The organism is Flavobacterium faecale, from assembly GCF_003076455.1.
GTDB lineage: Bacteria > Bacteroidota > Bacteroidia > Flavobacteriales > Flavobacteriaceae > Flavobacterium > Flavobacterium faecale.
Window position 1 is genome coordinate 2,329,846 of the sequence record NZ_CP020918.1, and the last position, 17,522, is coordinate 2,347,367.

The 17,522-nt window shown below is 35.7% G+C and carries 16 protein-coding genes and 2 pseudogenes; 6 read left to right on the plus strand and 12 right to left on the minus strand.

Annotated elements, in window-relative coordinates:
* Positions 1-15 precede the first annotated feature (15 nt).
* The 5 genes from FFWV33_RS10075 to FFWV33_RS10095 form a co-directional block, all read right to left on the minus strand.
* The gene (locus tag FFWV33_RS10075) at positions 16-1,125 is read right to left on the minus strand and encodes a peptidylprolyl isomerase (protein ID WP_108740788.1); all 1,110 of its coding nucleotides are present in this window, start codon (positions 1,123-1,125) and stop codon (positions 16-18) included.
* A 7-nt stretch (positions 1,126-1,132) separates the two neighbouring features.
* Complete coding sequence (gene gldI / locus FFWV33_RS10080; protein WP_108740789.1) at positions 1,133-1,804, minus strand: gliding motility-associated peptidyl-prolyl isomerase GldI; 672 nt, start codon at positions 1,802-1,804, stop codon at positions 1,133-1,135.
* 7 nt (positions 1,805-1,811) lie between these two features.
* Entirely contained in the window at positions 1,812-2,816 is a 1,005-nt protein-coding gene (locus FFWV33_RS10085; protein ID WP_108740790.1) for a DHH family phosphoesterase, read from the minus strand.
* Between the two features lie 69 nt (positions 2,817-2,885).
* Positions 2,886-4,139, minus strand: a complete 1,254-nt coding sequence (locus FFWV33_RS10090; protein ID WP_108740791.1) for a voltage-gated chloride channel family protein — start codon at positions 4,137-4,139, stop codon at positions 2,886-2,888.
* A gap of 40 nt (positions 4,140-4,179) precedes the next feature.
* The gene (locus FFWV33_RS10095) at positions 4,180-4,566 is read right to left on the minus strand and encodes a RidA family protein (protein ID WP_108740792.1); all 387 of its coding nucleotides are present in this window, start codon (positions 4,564-4,566) and stop codon (positions 4,180-4,182) included.
* A 444-nt stretch (positions 4,567-5,010) separates the two neighbouring features.
* On the opposite strand from FFWV33_RS10095, the gene FFWV33_RS10100 reads away from it, so the two are divergent.
* On the plus strand, positions 5,011-5,721 hold the full coding sequence (locus tag FFWV33_RS10100) for a hypothetical protein (RefSeq protein ID WP_108740793.1): 711 nt from the start codon (positions 5,011-5,013) through the stop codon (positions 5,719-5,721).
* A gap of 217 nt (positions 5,722-5,938) precedes the next feature.
* On the opposite strand, the gene FFWV33_RS10105 is transcribed toward FFWV33_RS10100, so the two are convergent.
* Positions 5,939-6,427 carry a hypothetical protein gene (locus tag FFWV33_RS10105; protein ID WP_108740794.1) on the minus strand — a complete coding sequence of 163 codons (489 nt, stop codon included), beginning with the start codon at positions 6,425-6,427 and terminating at the stop codon, positions 5,939-5,941.
* A 367-nt stretch (positions 6,428-6,794) separates the two neighbouring features.
* Entirely contained in the window at positions 6,795-7,646 is an 852-nt protein-coding gene (locus FFWV33_RS10110) for a hypothetical protein (protein ID WP_159086005.1), read from the minus strand.
* A 206-nt stretch (positions 7,647-7,852) separates the two neighbouring features.
* Between FFWV33_RS10110 and FFWV33_RS19515 the strand changes: the two are divergent.
* Positions 7,853-8,095, plus strand: a pseudogene (locus tag FFWV33_RS19515) (IS91 family transposase); the annotation flags it as partial.
* Positions 8,096-8,360: 265 nt separating this feature from the next.
* Here the strand turns inward: FFWV33_RS19515 and FFWV33_RS10120 are convergent.
* Together FFWV33_RS10120 and FFWV33_RS10125 are read right to left on the minus strand one after the other, a co-directional pair.
* Positions 8,361-9,161, minus strand: coding sequence for a Fic family protein (locus FFWV33_RS10120; protein ID WP_108740796.1), 801 nt, complete (start codon positions 9,159-9,161; stop codon positions 8,361-8,363).
* Positions 9,162-9,166: 5 nt separating this feature from the next.
* Positions 9,167-9,379 (minus strand): hypothetical protein, encoded by a 213-nt coding sequence (locus FFWV33_RS10125; RefSeq protein ID WP_108740797.1) that lies wholly within the window; start codon positions 9,377-9,379, stop codon positions 9,167-9,169.
* A gap of 884 nt (positions 9,380-10,263) precedes the next feature.
* On the opposite strand from FFWV33_RS10125, the gene FFWV33_RS19520 reads away from it, so the two are divergent.
* Entirely contained in the window at positions 10,264-10,668 is a 405-nt protein-coding gene (locus tag FFWV33_RS19520; RefSeq protein WP_245891469.1) for a tyrosine-type recombinase/integrase, read from the plus strand.
* Positions 10,653-11,792, plus strand: a pseudogene (locus FFWV33_RS10135) (IS91 family transposase). The gene FFWV33_RS19520 and the pseudogene FFWV33_RS10135 overlap by 16 nt, the downstream one beginning before the upstream one ends.
* Before the next feature lie 267 nt (positions 11,793-12,059).
* Here the strand turns inward: FFWV33_RS10135 and FFWV33_RS10140 are convergent.
* Positions 12,060-12,650 carry a hypothetical protein gene (locus FFWV33_RS10140; protein ID WP_108740798.1) on the minus strand — a complete coding sequence of 197 codons (591 nt, stop codon included), beginning with the start codon at positions 12,648-12,650 and terminating at the stop codon, positions 12,060-12,062.
* 701 nt (positions 12,651-13,351) lie between these two features.
* On the opposite strand from FFWV33_RS10140, the gene ltrA reads away from it, so the two are divergent.
* Positions 13,352-14,647, plus strand: a complete 1,296-nt coding sequence (gene ltrA / locus FFWV33_RS10145) for a group II intron reverse transcriptase/maturase (RefSeq protein ID WP_108739491.1) — start codon at positions 13,352-13,354, stop codon at positions 14,645-14,647.
* Between the two features lie 193 nt (positions 14,648-14,840).
* Here ltrA and FFWV33_RS10150 read toward each other — a convergent pair whose 3' ends face one another.
* The gene (locus FFWV33_RS10150; RefSeq protein ID WP_108740799.1) at positions 14,841-15,401 is read right to left on the minus strand and encodes a YceI family protein; all 561 of its coding nucleotides are present in this window, start codon (positions 15,399-15,401) and stop codon (positions 14,841-14,843) included.
* A 125-nt stretch (positions 15,402-15,526) separates the two neighbouring features.
* Between FFWV33_RS10150 and FFWV33_RS10155 the strand changes: the two genes are divergently transcribed.
* Entirely contained in the window at positions 15,527-15,868 is a 342-nt protein-coding gene (locus FFWV33_RS10155; RefSeq protein WP_108740800.1) for a winged helix-turn-helix transcriptional regulator, read from the plus strand.
* A 221-nt stretch (positions 15,869-16,089) separates the two neighbouring features.
* Here the strand turns inward: FFWV33_RS10155 and FFWV33_RS10160 are convergent, their stop codons facing one another.
* On the minus strand, positions 16,090-17,424 hold the full coding sequence (locus FFWV33_RS10160; RefSeq protein ID WP_108740801.1) for a hypothetical protein: 1,335 nt from the start codon (positions 17,422-17,424) through the stop codon (positions 16,090-16,092).
* Between the last annotated feature and the right edge of the window lie 98 nt (positions 17,425-17,522).

A 17,522-nucleotide genomic window follows, 5' to 3' on the forward strand; every position in this document is an offset into this window, starting at 1 on the left:
TAAAAGGTCTTTTTTTTATTGTTGGTTATCCATTAATTCAATTTCAAAAATAATATTGGCATTGGGCGGAATTACATCTCCAGCGCCACCAGCTCCATAAGCTAAGTGTGAAGGGATAAATAATACGGCTTTGTCACCATAAGATAATTTTTCTAATCCTTCGATAAAACCAGGAATCATTCCATCTTTTTTACCCGCTACAAAAGGAATTGGGATGTATTGTTGGGCTTCAGCTCTAGCTGGATTAAATTTCCCAAAGGTTTGCGCTACGTTTTCTATACTTGTGTCAAACAAATGACCATCTTCCAGAAAACCAGCATAATGAATGTTTAATGCTGCTCCTTTTGCAGGTTTCTTTCCTCCAGATTTTTTGGTAATCACATATTTTAAACCTGTAGATGTTTTTGATGCCTTTGATTTTAAAGCATTAAAATAATCGGTTTTATCTTGACGTACTTCTTTATATTTAGAATCCGCTACAGTCAAAGCTGCTAGTTTTTGTTTTTGCTTGTCTGCTTCCACAGAGAAATAATCGTAAAAAGTTTTTTCAGCATTGAATTTTTTTGCTGCTTCTCCTTTTCGAATAATAGTAATTTTTTTGATAAAATCGCCTTGCTGAATTTTATTCACCGTTTCCATTCCTTTTTCTACTACATGACCAAATATGGTATGTTTTCCATCAAGCCAAGGAGTAGGTAGATGTGTGATAAAGAACTGACTGCTGTTGGTTGAAGGTCCGTTGTTTGCCATCGCAAGAACACCAGCATCTTCAAAGCGCAAATCTGTAATTTCGTCTTTAAATTTGTAACCCGCATCACCAGAACCTGTTCCAAGTGGATCTCCTGTTTGCACCATGAAATCACTAATCACACGGTGAAAACGAAGTCCGTCATAAAAAGGTCTTTCTTTTAGGTGGTCATTGGTCACAAACTTGTTTTTTCCTTCGGCCAAAGTCACGAAGTTAGCAACTGTAATAGGAGCTTTGGTATAATTTAGTTCTACTATTATTTCGCCTCTGTCTGTTTCTATTTTGGCATACAAACCATCAGGTAAGTTGCTGTTCTCTTCTTTACAAGAAACAAAGGTTATGGCAAGTAATAACAAGTATAAAATATTTTTTTTCATCGGTTTGTTAGTTTATAGTATCGTTAGGTTTTGGAGTTGATTTAGGTGTTTTTGGTACTGCATTTGATTCCGTTTCTGCATTTTTTTGTGCTTCTAGGTCTCTTTTTACTTTATCGGATTGTTCTTTTTTATACGCAACTTCAGATTTAAAATCTCGTAGTTTTACAGTAATTAACAAAGGTGTATTAGAACCAATTTTTTTGGTGTCGCCTCTATATCCGTAGGCTTTGTGCGAAGGAAATAGAAAGTTTACCTCTTCACCACGGTGCATCAATTTTATTCCGTCACGCAGTCCAATTAATATATCTTGTTTGTCAACATAATACGTTTGCGGACGCAATTCTAATTCTGAATAAATAATTTTATTCGATAAATCCTTAATTTCATAAGAGAAGAAAGCAACATCACCTTTCTTTGGTGTGATGGTATCCGTTACATTTTTTGTGGTGTAACTGTACCAATATCCTTTACTTGATGCTGTATAAGGAGTTTTGCCATCATTCTTGATGATATTTTTAATTTGCTGTTCTTCGCTAGCAATCAATTTTTTGTTTTTATCGATAGACTTTTTCATAAAAGTCCCAGATGAATGTGATATCGGTCGTCTTGCCTCTTGATTGTTTTTGCAACCAATGGTTAGTATCGAAAGCAGTAATCCTATTGCGATTTTGATTTTCATAAGTACTCTAGTTTAATTGACTTACTATTGATTCGAATTTAGCAACCGTTTCTTCCATTGAAACATCAGATTTTCCACCAGCAGCGTTGCGATGCCCACCACCATTAAAGTGATCTCTTGCGAATTGATTTACATCGAAATCTCCTTGTGAACGAAACGAAATCTTGATGATTTCCTCGTCTTTATTTTCGATAAAAATAGCGGTCAAATGAATTCCTTTGATGCTCAAACCATAATTCACAATTCCTTCTGTATCGCCTTTGATATAATTGAAACTGTCCAGTTCATCTTGTGTTAGCGTTGTGTAGGATGCATGATGCTTATCAAGAATTTTCATGTTTTGTAAAGCACGGCCTAACAGTTGCAAACGGCTGTACGAACTATTATCGAAAAGTAGATTTGGAATCTGAGTATTTTCTACTCCCAAGTCAATCAGTTGAGCAACAATACGATGGGTGTTTCCTGTTGTTCCCGGAAATTTAAAAGAGCCCGAATCGGTAAGGATTCCGGTATAGATGCAAGTTCCAATTGTTTTGTCGATCGAGGCAACTTCTCCTAATAAAGAGATAAAGTTGAAGATCATCTCGCAGGTTGAGCCAATAGAAGTGTCTGAATAGACAAATTTGGCATAATCATCTGGTTTTTGGTGGTGGTCAATCATGATGAAGGTCGTGGTCAAACTTGCCAAAACTTTCTCCATTTCTTCGCCAACACGGTGGAAAGCATTAAAATCTAAAGTAAAAACTAGATCTGCTTCATTTAGTATCTGAGTACATTTATCTTTCTCTTTTTCGAAAATTTGAACGGTTTCTGAACCAGGCAACCACGCCAAGAAATCTGGAAATTCGTTTGGAGCAATTACTACCGCTTGGTGATTGAATTGTAATAAAAAATGGTATAAGGCTAGGGTAGAGCCCATAGCATCACCGTCTGGCCCGCGATGCGGAATAATTGCAATTTTTTTTGGAGTCGCTAATAATAGCTGTATAGCTTGTATGTCTTGTATTTTCATAGTGTGCGAATTTACATTTTTTTAATGTAAAACTGAGTTGGTTTTTAAAATTAACACGATTTTTAAATATTACAAATTCTTCAAATTTCTCTTTCTAAAACGCTCATACAAATGGTATTTTACTCCTTTTGAATTTTGTGAACTGTAGATACCAATAGATCCCGAAGCCAAATAAGCAATACCACAGGCTAGCGCAATATACCAACCACTTTCCATGCCAAAAAGTTCGAGCCCCATCGCAGTACATGCTATAGGTGTATGTGTAGCACCCGAAAATACGGCTACAAATCCCATACCTGCTAGTAAGGCGATTGGTAGCGGAACCACCATAGAGAGTGCGCTGCCAAGTGTTGCACCAACAAAAAATAGTGGTGTAACTTCGCCTCCTTTAAAACCGCAACCCAGTGTAAATCCGGTGAAAAGAATTTTTAATAGAAAGTCAAAATTAGCGCTAGGATTATTAAACGCTTCTACAATGACCGGAACGCCGAGTCCTACAAATTTTTGAACATTAAAAAAATGAATAGCTAGTACCAAAACAAGTCCACCAACCACAGGACGTAAGGGTGGGTAAGAAATGTATTTACTAAATGTTCTCCCCCAAAAATGTGTTGTTCTAGAAAAAGCCATTGCGGCAAATCCGAAATAGATGCTGGCTACCACTGCCCACATAAGTAATGTAGGTGTCCAACTAGGCACTTCGGGAATGCTGTAGTGGGTATGTTTGACGGCCCAAACTTCTACTGTGAAATAGGCAACAAAGGCCACAATAAAGGAAAGTAGGATGGTTTTAAAATCAATTTTACTGCAATAGAGTACTTCGATGGCAAATAGAGCACCTGCCCAAGGTGTTCCAAAGATTGAGGCAAATCCAGCGCTAATCCCCATGACAATAAGGGTGCGTCGCTCAATGTTTTCTAGTTTAAAAAGTGCTTGAAATTGATCTGCAATAGCGCCACCCATTTGTACGGCCGTACCTTCACGTCCAGCCGATCCTCCAAAAAGATGTGTAATCAATGTACCTACAAGTACAAATGGCGCCATTTTGAGCGGAATTACAGTTTTGGGATTGTCATATTCTTCGAGCAGTAAATTATTACCTCGTACAACTGTACCTCCATAATAATGATAACCAAGACCAATAATTAAACCTCCAAACGGTAATAGCCAAATGATCCATGAATTTTGAATCCTAACCTGGGTTACCCATTCTAAGGTAACCAAGAAAAAAGCAGAGGCAGAACCCGAAAAAATGCCTATCAAAACACAAATGAATAACCATTTGAGCATGATAGGCAGTGTAGTAGTGACTTTTTCTAACATTAATTTGTTTTAAAGTAGGAATGCAGTCCAAATGTTTAATTTATTCAGAAAGAACAGCAGTTAATTCAATTTCAACCAAATATTCTGGAGCAACCAATTGATTGATTCCGTAAAAACCAGTTGTAGGTTTGATGTCCTTGAAAAAAGTGGCATGAGCAGTAGCAACGGCCTCAAAAGTACTTACATCAGTAGTAAAAATACGAGTACGAATCACATCGCTCATACTAGCATTCAGGTCCTGTAATACTTTTTCAACTCGCTCCAAGATGTTTAATGTTTGTGCATGTGCATCATCAGCTTTTACATTTTCGCCATCAATAATCGCTACCGTACCCGATACTTCAATGATGTTTCCTATGCGTACTGCACGACAATATCCCATTTTATCTTCCCAAGGTGAACCTGTAAGGATGTTTTCTCTTTTCATTTTAATTTTTTTTAGTCTGATTATTAGTGTGTTGTGTTATGAACTGTATTTTGGTATATTTTTTGCAATTTATAAAAAAATGTCAATAATCAAACGGTACATTTCGTTTAAAAAATGATATTTGTGAAAGCTTTTCAGGTTAATAGCAAATTCGTATCGGAAGGAAATAATATAGGCTTATTTGTTTTTTATCGAAATTAACTCTTTGGATGAAAGAATTACTTTGCAGGTAGCTGAAAAGAATACAGTTTTTGTTGGCAGATCAGGAATTAAGGTTTACTTGTTCTTTTGTACCATTCACTGAAAATCAGCCGAATTGCAAGTGTAATTGGAATAAAATTGAGGTAATAAATTAAAGTTAAAATAGACAACAAACAGCAATTATACTGTGGGAGTTTATATTTTTGAAAAAATTAAAACAGATTGAGTCATCAATTAAAGGATATGAAGCAGCTTCTTTTTTTTATTTTTATTTTGGGTATATCCACTTCGGGTTATGCACAGTTTGAGGGTAGCAAAACTTTCAAGGTGATTCCGCCGCAGGCTATTCCGCCAAAAGCGAAGGCCAAAGAAGCACCAAAGAAAATAGATGACAAAGATCCTTTTGCGGTGGTTCCTACAATTGACCCCAAGAAAGCAAAGCCCATTACAGAGGATCCGACTTATTCGAACGGAATCGAACCAGAGCCTTTTTCGATGATTGTAAAAAAACCTGACTTTGATGATCCAGGGCAGGTGCTAAAAGATCGATTGAGCCAAAGTTTAGAGAAATCGTTAGTCAATCGCGGAATGAAATTTGATCCTCGCAATCTTGTGAAAATTGATGTTAACTTTGGAGACATACGTACCAAATCAAAGTTTTTTGTAATTAAATGTCGTGATTTTGGAGAAATTGATGGTGATTTAATCAAGGCAACACTCAATAATCAAACAGTTGAACAACGTTTGTTGCTTCAGAACTCATACAAAACCTTCACTATTTATTTTAAAGAGGGTATAAATACTTTTGAACTCGAAGCTTTGAACCGTGGTACGCTCGGTGGGAACACGGCAGAATTCCAGATTTATGACGACACAGGCAAACTTGTTCGATCCGACTATTGGGAAAACTGGGATACAGGTGTCAAAGGATCCTTTATTATCGTCAAGGAATAAGGTTTGTAGTTTACTAAATTGTTTCGAATATAGATAAAGAGTACTTATAGATAATGAAAACTACTCCTACCTAATAATAAAAATGGCACTTGCTTGAAGCGAGTGCCATTTTTTTATAAAGTGATTTACTATTGTACAATCACTCTACAGATCGCCAAAATTGAAATACTTTTTTTAATTTGTACTGCAATTTTTGGACTAAAATATTTTACAACGATTATTCGTTAGGTTTAATCTCCATACATTCTATTGGAGAAAATTTATATTTTACATTATCATAATCAATTTTGGTTCCTTTTACAAAATAAGATGCCCCCATTGAAGTGGCAATTTGCCCATTACCAAGGATTAATTCTGTACCGCGTTTCAAGAAAGCCATTGGATTTTTGAAAGTAACTTTTTTATTAGCGCCTTGTGTGAAGGTATAACTCGCATACAAAGTATCGCCGCTAAATTCACCCACTAGTTCCCCTGATTTCTTAGGCATATTAGCAATATTCATGTCCATTGTACCGCTAATTTTTCCGCCTTCAAGTGTATTTATTTGTAGATCAAGCGTATCAGCTTCGTAAACTGCTTTAAAGCATTCCTTACTCAACGTCTTTGCCATTACAGTTGTGTCTTCCGTTTTATCAGCGTCTTTATTTTTACAGCTTTGAAATCCTAAGGCAATTGACAGTAAACCCAACATAGCTAGCTTTTTCATAGTAATTTGATTTGATTAATAATTTATATCTTTTTCTAGCTAATTTACGTATAAAAACTAAAAACGCTAGAATATTAATTGTAATTTTTTGTTATCGAAATCGAAGTTGCTGTATGTATTTGATTAACAAACCCAATTGATGAGATCACTGCTACGAAGCGCCTGTCAGGATTTGCGTAAAGCGATCACGGTTTGCTATATCTCGCTTGGTTTAATATAATTTGTTTCTGAGTTGAATTTATCTGTGGGTACAGGTATCTCGAAGTGGTGGGGACTGCGCAACCTATTATCTATATTGCTGCGCGATCGGGATTTCATTGTTGGCTTTTCAAGCCCAACGAAATCTTTCCTGTTTTATGCTGTTTCTTTATTTTCTCAGAATAAAATTTAAAATTCTTGCAAATATATTTTTTTTCTCTTCTATTTGAGTTGCATTAAAATTTTCTTCTTGTGATTGGACTTTAGCAGTTTCAACTTTTCTAACGATAATTACTGGCTCATTTTTAATTTCAATTTTTGATTGTTTGGAACTTTCATTTTTTAATTGAAGTAACCTTTTTTCTTCTACTTTTCTTTCTCTCTCTATTTTTTGTTTTATATAATTCGGGTTGTGTAAAGTTCTTGCGTATCTTTCTTTGTCAAAATATCCTGAAAGTTGTCTATATAGTTTATTTAAATCATTATCAAACTTTATTTCTTTATAAAGGTCGATTTCAATAGCGGCATAATTATTATCTCTAAAAAATTGTTGTTTTGTTTTAGTTACTTTGTTTGTTTTATGAATTTCTATTATTAGAAATGAATCAACAGGTAATTCAAATTTGTTGTTTTCCTTTATCTTAGCATATAAGTCAGTTCTAAAAAGTCCATTTTCAAAAGGTTTTTCAATAAATATTTCAGAAAACATCAGAGTATCTTGTATTTCGCCAATCTTTAATTTTAATGACTTTTTATCGTAAATTATTTCTTTAGAAAGCTGATGTTCAATACTTTCTCCCGTTCCTGAATTTTCATTTCCACCACCGCCATTTTTAAAAGCAAAATGAGGTGTTTTTGATTTTGTGTTGACAACGGCTTTCATTGGTGTGAAATGAGATAATGAATAATACTCACGATTTTCCCAAATTTTTGGAAATTTTGAATTTAACCCATTTTTCACATCAAAAATCGATACTATTTCACTATTTAAATTGTTTTCGAGGTGGGCATGGTATTTCATTAATTGATGTTTTTTTGTTTCAGTAGCGTTTTTTTGAAATAGCATACAACGTCAGTCTGTGAAAAAACTTCCGTTTACTTCTCCCAAATATACTTAAATAATTAAAGTACTCGACAGAAAAGTTATACACTTAACTATGCGGCATATCACATGAATATTGCGCAATCAGCTGTTTTATTCTAGTTTGGAGGCAACTATTTTGCCTAAAGGATTTTGTAGAAATAAGGCATTACGGTTTTTTGAGTAGTAATTGGAAGCGAGAGAAATTAAAGGTTTTACAAGAAAAACTAAAAGTTAAACCCCAAATAAAGGTAGCTAAGGAATCGAAAATTAGAAAGTGTCAATGCTGTAAAACAGGCAATTTGCACACAATTCTAATGTTCGACCAGCGAGGTCCGCCTGTTTGGTATCTTGGCAGTAGCCAAAAATCACCTGCCTGCAAAAGCTAGTTTTGTGGGTAAGGCATTTGTGTTAAACGGTGAAGGAAAACACTATAAAACCATCTTAACGTACCCCTCAAAAAAAAGAGGACGTTTTGTCCTCCAAAATTACCTAAACTTGTTTATCGATATCCCCATAGTGGCGGAAGTAGAGGGGTGAGCCTGTCCTGAGCGATAGCCGAAGGGTTCAACTGCGGTTTCATTACTTCGTCCGTTCGCTATCGCTCGGGTGTTGGCTTTTCAAGTCCAACGAAACCTTTGCTGATATGTGAGGTTATAATTTCTCCATCACTCTTTTTAATAAATATTTAGCCATTCCTTTTGCAAAATATTCTACTAATAACTCATCATTTTTATTTTGTTCGCATTTTACAATTGTACTTATATACTCTATCTGTTCTTCTTGTGTTACAATTTCGGGAAAAATAGGTGCACAATTATTTTTCATTAATATTGCTCCTACAATTATTCTACAAACTCTCCCATTACCATCAGCAAATGGATGAATATCATTTAAAAATTTATTATGGAAATATGCAATTCTTGTAAGTAAATGTTTTTCAGCATCATTATTGTCAATTTGGTTTATTCTGTCATTGAACATATCTATATATGATGCCATTATAAATTCTAAATTATAATGTGGTGCATATTCTTTATTTTCAAAAAAAGGTTCTCTTGATCCAACTGTCGGAATATTTCTATAATTCCCAACAAGTTCAGGTTTAAACTCAGTTTCCCAAGCTAATGGATTATTCATTAAACTTCGATGAATATTTTTAATAGCATCTTCTGTTAATTGAAAATTTTGAAAATTATCTAAAACATTTTTTAAAACACTTTGATGTTCAGAAACATTCATTAGGGAATTAAAATTAATACCTCTTATTGTTTCGTTATTTAGAAAACGAATTGTGTCTCCGTACTCTAATTTTGAATCTTCAACTCTTGCGGAATAAAATGTATAATCATTTATAAGTGAAGACTTAAAATCTTCACCCCATTCTAATCTAGGAAATTTATTCTGAAATAATAAAAGAGCCTCATTAAATTTCAATAAGTAATTTGGAAGCATTAAAATTATCCATTATATTTATTAAACATAAAACGTATCCAAACTTTAACATCGTGTGGGTAGGCGAAAAGAAGTTCGTCTTTTTTCATAAGCGTTTTACCAAAAAAGTATAATTTAAAATCACTTATAAAGGCACTAGGAATTGAATCAACTGCAACTAATTCTTTAGTCGTTGATAAATTACTCAAAAATAATATGTCTTGCCTTGTAACTAACATAATACAAATGTAATATATTTTTTATCTCAATTTCATTTAATTGTGATTTATTTCTATTTTCCGAGATGTTGTGAAATAATCTTATATATCGTCTTGGCGCTTGTAGTAGTTGGGGAATAAAGATGCGAGTTTTTTCCATTAAACACAATTTATCAAGTACAAAACCATTTTTAAATTCAGCCAAATGCCCAAATCTTTTGCAAAACGGCTGTTGAACTAAACCTTCGGTAGTGTATTGAGTTAAATAGCAGTCCTTTGTAAAAGTAAATAAAAACTTTATAAGATGAATAAAAAAAACCACTAGAAGAATTAAAGTACAACAAAATCATCAATCAGGCCATACGAAACGTACCTGATTTTGAAGCCTTGTTGAATCGATTTGAGAGAACAATTTCGGTATTAGGACGCAGTCAAAGTACATTTTCCAACTACTCCCGCCATGTTGCTTCGATGGCGTTGCATTTTGGAAAGATTCCAACAGAATTGGATGTAGAGCAAGTACAGGAGTACTTGTTTATGCTGCAAAAACGATCCCTGCCTGGCCGGCAGGCAGGCAAAACACCTTCTCAGACTTACTTTAAACATTGTGTTTATGGACTGAGATTTCTACTCAAGTCCGAAGGATTGCCTTATGAGTATTTGCATTTACCTTCGATTAAGCACGAGAAAAAACTCCCTACCGTACTCAGTAAAGAAGAAGTTTGGCGGATGCTCAAGAGTTGTCATTTGCTAAAACACAAAGTCCTAATCGGACTTTTGTACGGCTGTGGACTTCGTTGCATGGAAGCGCGATCGGTGCGCTTGCAACCCCGATAGCTATCGGGGTTGATTTTGACCGTCAGCAACTCAAAGTAGTTCAGGGAAAAGGCAAAAAAGACCGCTATGTGCCGCTATCAGAGCATCTTATTAGGGTACTAAAAGTATATATCGAAGCCGAAAAACCAAAAACCTACCTCTTCAACGGGCAACCTGTAGCTCGTGCTGGAGGCGATACTTCGTCTACGCTCAGCACAGGTTTTGACTCTCGTTATTCGCAACGTGGCGTGCAATGGGCAGTAAAACAAGCCAGTAAAGCTGCTGGCATCACCAAAGAGGTTTGCGTACACACGCTCCGACACACTTTTGCAACGCACTTACTCGAGGATGGACTCGATATTGTGAGCTTAAAAAACCTTTTGGGACACGAACAAATTGAGACCACAATGGAGTACTTGCACATCGCCCAACTCGACACTCAAAAAGCTTTTAGTCCACTCGATACTTTGTTTGCCAAGTGTCGCAAGAAGTAGCCTGCACTGAGCCAAGCCGAAGTGAAGTAGCCCATGTTTTAGAAAAACTCGGGACAAAGATTGAGAATTTAGGACTTAATACTTGGCAATTGCGCACCTTATCGGCAGTTCGTAGGTGTCGTACGGCGGCTTTGGGCGGGCATATTGATGCTTGTGATAGTTGCGGAAACATCAGTATTAGTTACAACTCCTGCCGCAATCGGCATTGTCCTAAATGTCAAGGTAAAAACCGAGAAGATTGGATACAAGCACGGCAAAGAGAACTCTTACCCGTGCCGTATTTTCATGTAGTTTTCACTTTGCCCGAAGGCATTAATCCGCTGGTGATAAAGGATCCAAGATTGGTGTATAATTTATTGTTCGAATCGGCTTGGGCGACGCTAAAGACTTTTGGAGTAAGAAAAGAAATCCAATCTGGCATGATTGCTGTTTTGCACAGTTGGGGACAAAACCTGTCCTTGCATCCACACCTGCATTGCATTGTGCCTGGTGGTGGTGTGGACAAAGATGGTAACTGGAAAAACATTCGAGGAGATGGAAAATACCTCTACAATGTAAAAGCATTGTCAAAGATGTATCGAGGCAAATTCTGTGATGCTTTGAAGCAGTGTGATCCCGATCAATACACCCGAGTGAAGAAACAACTTTGGGAGAAACCTTGGGTGGTATTTGCCAAGAAGCCTTTTGGAAATCCAAACTCTGTTGTTGAATATCTGGGGCGTTACACCCATAAAATCGCTATTAGTAACAACCGACTAAAAAGCATCGATGATCAAAATGTAAGTTTTCATTACAAGGACTACCGTCAAAATGGGCAAAGAAAGAGCATGACCCTCACACACGAGGAATTTATCCGCCGTTTTGCGATGCATATTTTGCCTAAGGGATTTGTGAAAATACGGCATTACGGTTTTTTGAGTAGCAATTGGAAACGAGAGAAACTAAAGGTTTTACAAGAAAAACTAAAAGTCAAACCCCAAATAAAGGTAGCTAAGGAATCGAAAATCAGAAAGTGTTAATGCTGTAAAACGGGCAATTTGCACACAATTCTAATGTTCGACCAGCGAGGTCCGCCTGTTTGGTATCTTGGCAGTAGCCAAAAATCACCTGCCTGCAAAAACTAGTTTTGTGGGTAGGGCACGTATGCAATGATGTGAAGGAAAATACAATAAAACCAGCCTATTTAAGGCTCAAAAAAAAAGAGGACGCTTTGTCCTCTTAAATTACCTAAACTTGTTTATCGATATCCCCATAGTGGCGGAAGTAGAGCGGTGAGCCTGTCCTGAGCGATAGCCGAAGGGTTCAACCGCGGTTTCATTGTTGGCTTTTCAAGCCCAACGAAACCTTAGCTGTTCAAGCCCAACGAAACCTTTGCTGTTAGCAGTAGTTGTTTATTCCATCAACACATTTTCTATTTTGAAATATCTTTCTGCAACTCTTTTAGGATTTAAAATTTCTTCATCACATTCTGTTGGTTTTTGCTTTCTAACCTTTATTGCATTAAAATAATCATTTTCTAATTGCTTTAAATTTTTAGCAGGACTTGATGCGCCAATGCTTATTTTGTCAATATCAATTTTTACATTTTCAAAAACACGTACGTTTTTAGAGACAGAATTTTCGTTTAGATAACTTAGGTCATAGCAACTTACGCAATCTCCGCTAAAACCACTTGGTATATTTCTAGCAAAGAAATTTAATTCATTAATTTTTTTTTGATTAGGTATTATGCTTCTATAATCACTAAGACATATTCCATACCATATTCCGGCTTTATCTTGGTTAATATCCATTATTATTCCAATATAATATTGCTTATCAATAAAAATTGATACAGCGTCTCCAAATTTATATTTAATATTTTCAGGTGTTATTCCATCCCAATTTGGTTTCATAATATCTGGATGAAAATCTTCCGATTTTTTAGTTTCACAGCTAAATATTAATAATGACAAAGTTAATAATAATAAAATATTTCTCATTAAAATCTGATTTTTTGGTACAATTACTGCTAACGTGTCGCGGCTTGCAGAAGTGGCGAACTTCGTGACCGATTATTTTCGGCTAAGATAAAATATCTTGCGAAAGATAAACGTGAATTTACCACATATTTCGCCATTTATGCAAACCGCTGTGTGTGCCCTGCATGAGCAGGAAGCAGATTGTAAATCGTTTGTTCACGATTCGAAATTAAACATTTTGAATTAGAAAACAAATCCTACAGTCTGATATTTTTCCAGAGGGTGCAAGTCCCTTATGAGCGGATTGAAAACCCGAATCATTAGTACGTCGCAAGGTGGTTTATCGTGAGGTATGCACTGAAGGCAGCGAAACGACAAAATCCGGTACTGACGTACAGGAACGTCATATGAGGCAAGTTAACGAGGATAAGCGTCCACAGCAACGTAACGTCCGAAGATTATCAAAATCGTTGATTTGTAGATGACGCAGGAATCGGAGGAAGGAAGAAGCTCTTACCGGGGGAGGTCTTGACAACTACGAGTTGGTTAGGTCAAGAAGTCAGCAGAAGTCATAGTACTTGTGGCAACGAGTTGCAAATAGAAACTGCATAGGTCTCACAATCAAGGAAGGACAGAACGCATTGAGGTTCTTAATTTTCAACGGAATGACGCAAGTTATAGCCCTGAAAAACAAGAACAGGTTAACCGATTAAAACAACAAAATGATTGCACGAGTAGTACATCCTTACAATCTTCAAAAAGCATTGGAACATGTTATTTCCAATCGAGGCAGTGCAGGCGTTGATGGCGTAAAAGTCAGCCAACTCAAAGAAGGTTTTCCGAAACGAAAACCACAACTGCTAGAAGATATTGCAAACGGAAACTACTGCTCACAACCCATTTTGGGAGTAGAAATTCCTAAGGGGAACGGCAAAGTCCGTCTTTTGGGAGTTCCTACCACTACCGACCGAGTGTTGCAACAAGCCGTATCGCAGGTTATAGCACCATTATTCGAAACCGAGTTTAGTAGCAATAGTTTTGGATTTCGCCCCAACAAGAATGCCCGACAAGCCGTTGGACAATCACGGGACTACATCCATCAAGGGTTGAACCACATTGTGGACATTGACCTCAAGAACTTCTTTGATGAAGTAGACCATTGTTTATTACTGAATTTAGTCTATCGAAAAGTGAAATGTAAAACTACGATGCGACTCATCCGAAAATGGTTGCGTGCGCCAATACAAATCAAAGGAAAACTACAGAAAAGACGCAAGGGCGTTCCGCAAGGAAGTCCACTCAGTCCGTTATTGTCGAATATTCTACTCCATGAATTGGACAAAGAAATGACAAGACGCAAATACAAATTTGTACGTTATGCCGATGATTTTAGTATTTATTGTACGAGCCACAACGGGGCAAAAGCGACAGCACAAGCACTTGTTAAATTCTTGAAAACAAAGCTCAAACTGACCATCAACGAGGAGAAAAGCGGGATAAAACGTCCTGTTCACTTCACGATTTTGGGATTCGGATTTGTGCCAACTTACAAGAAAGGAAGCAAGAACGATTATCAATTGGTAGTGGCAGAAAAAGCATGGAAGAAACTAAAAGAAAAGCTCAAAAGCATTAGCCGTAAAACCGCACCAGTCAAACTAGAAGACCGTATTGCCAAGATAAACGAAATTCAGCGAGGATGGTTAAACTATTTTCGGGGAACAAGTATCATGGGAAAATTACGTGACATAGATGGCTGGTTAAGAAACCGACTTCGGTACTGCATTTGGCACGACTGGAAAAAACCCGAACGGAAAAGGAAAAACCTCATACGACTAGGAATTGACCAAGACCACGCCTATGCATGGAGTCGGACTCGAAAAGGTGGTTGGGCGATTGCTCAGAGTCCAATTTTGGGGTCTACCATCACTTTGAAGCGCTTAAAACAAAAAGGGTATCAATCATTAACCGATGTTTATATCGAACTTAACCCATCTCTTTGCGAACCGCCGAATACGTGACCCGTACGTTCGGTGGTGTGAGAGGCGCAGTCCGTCCTATTCGGGGCGGACCCGTCTACTCGATTAGCCGTTCGTCCTTTTTTCGCAGTGGTATTTCAAATGACAAATCCTTGTCCAATTTTTATTTGAACAAGGATTTTTAGTTTACAAGTAAATAGTCAGGTAATACTTTATTTGTCTAATAATTTTTTAATTACGCTTTTATTTCAACCCCTTCTTCAACCAATTCAGCCACCTGAATGTTTGCAATTAGTTTAATATTTTCACCCAAACCTAAACCACCTGTGTCTGTCAATTTATTCCAAGTCATTCCAAATTCCATACGGTTTACCGTTCCTGTTATTTCAAAGCCGTGTTTTAGAATACCGTGACCATTATCTTCCGAGCCACCATATTCTACATTCAGCTCGACAGTTTTGGTTACTCCTTTCATTGTTAAATTACCAATCATTTTGTAATCGTTTCCGCCTTGGTTTACAAACGATGTGGACTCAAAAGTAATTTCAGGAAATTCGTCTGCGGCAAAAAAATCGCCACTTTGTAAATGTTCATCACGCTGTGATTGGTTGGTGTCGATACTTTTTACATCAATCTTAAAATTTACTTTGGCATTGTTAAAATCGTCTCCTTCTTTAACAATTCTGCCGTCAAATTTTCTGAAAGTGCCTGTTACGGTAGATATTACTAAATGTCTAATTTTAAATTGCACATCTGAATGTAGTGGGTCAATTGCCCAAATTGTTCTATTTGTCATAATTTTTTTATTTTTTTTAATGTTTAATTATGGTGTAAATTTATATAACTTTGCTTTATAAAAGATAGTAGTTACTTTTAGGTAAGTAGTTACCTGTAGGTAAGTATTTTAAAAATCAACCTAATATGAATCAAAAAGAAGATATTTGCCAACATAAATTAATGGTAACAAGAGATACATTAGAAGTAATACAAGGAAAATGGCGAATACCTATAATTATTGCTTTAACTTTTGGCGAAAAACGCTTTGGTGAATTGCAAAGAGATATTGCCGACATATCTCCAAAAATGCTGTCGCAAGAATTGAAGGCTTTGGAAACGAACAAAATTATTACACGAACGCTTTATGATAGTATGCCAGTAACTGTCGAGTATTCGCTAACACCATTAGGCAAATCAATGAAAAATTTGCTTAATGAAATTTTAAATTGGGGTGTTCATTTTCGGAAAGAAATTATTGGAAAATAAACTACTGAAATTTCAACGGGTTTTATTATAAAAAATTGACGGATTTGTGTGTCCGTTCAATGTCCGCTAGGTCGCTCACAGGATGACGGCTAACGTTTTGCTGCTTTGAGATGGCTGGAAAATCGTAACCGCTCAATTTTCGGCTTAACGAAAACTTGATGCGGAACGATAATTCCACTAAATTCCAGCTATATCAAAACAGCGGTTGGCAGATGTTTTTTTTACTCTACTTTTATAAGTTTTGTAATTTTTTCAACTAATTCCCCTATTTCAGATAAGTTAGAAGGTACACTTTTGGATTCTTTTGATGTTTTAGTTCTGTTTCTTAAAGGGTCTTTATGTATTTCTTCTAATGCAGTTTTGATATAATGTATGTATTCTTCATTATTTTCTGTACCATTCTTTTTCAATTGCTCCGAAAAGCCAACTATTGATTTTGCTAAAACCATTTTATAAGCATAATCCTCAATAATATTTTTTTGCTTTGTATATTGGTTTGCACAAAATATTGCGCCAATAATAGGTAATGGTAATAAAGAAATTCGAGCAATTAATATTCCAATATCATTTGGTATTGTGTGTAAAATCCAAATACCTAAACCAACTGTACCTAATAAACAAATTATTGCTCCAAAAATCCAACTTCCAAAGACCCATCTATTATCTGCATTTTCGTATTGAACTTGAAACGATGCGCTTATACCTTCAGCGGTTTTATAATTCAATGCTTTTTTGGCAGATTCAACAAGATTATTAGCTTCTGATAAAATTTTTTTTCTTTCAGTTTCGTAACTGATTAGTTTTTGGTTATTGTCGTTTGTTAAAACTTCCAATTCGCTTAATCGTTTTTCTCGTTCTTGAACTTTATTAGCAAAAGAAGTTATTAGCTTCTCATTGGATTTGCTTTCAGTCATTGAATTGACAATTTCTTCTAAATTATCGTCTGCTTTTTCTTTTGCTATTACTAAATCTTCATTGTATGATTTTAAAGATTCGGTTTGCTTTGTCAGTTCAAGTTTTTTCGCAATTATTGTTTCTAATTCAGTTTCAATTTCCTCCAATTTTTCGTTACTGGATTCTATATTTTCATTTATACTTTCATTATCTTTTTCAATTTCAGCTTTAATTTTTTTAACTTCATTTAATTCATCTTGGAGTTCAAGTTTAATTTTGGTAACGTTACTTATTTCATTTTCAAACTCAATTTGCCTTTCAGAAATTCCTCTGACATTAAAATTCCGTGTAAGAATTTTTAATTCTTCAAAATGAGGAATGTAATTATTTGGAGATTCAAAATATGTATTTATAGAGTTTAAATAATTGTATATATTATTTCTTTCTGTATAAGTTGAAATAGCAACAAATCTATTTGGAGCTTTTGTCAGTGTTGAGATATCAATTAATAAAGTATCAAGACCTCCAACAATACCTTTGAAAGTATATTCATTTTCACTTCCGTAGGTGTTTGTTTTGAATTGGCTGTAATTTACAGATTTGATTTTCTCACGAATTTCATCTCGTTTTTCTCGAATATTTTTTATTGAAGTTAATTCCATATGTTAATTTCTGGTTTCTGCGGTAAAATATCTGCCAACGTCTTGGCGCTTGGCGAGGTTGGGGACTTTATAGCAGAGTATTTTCTGCCGAAACGAAG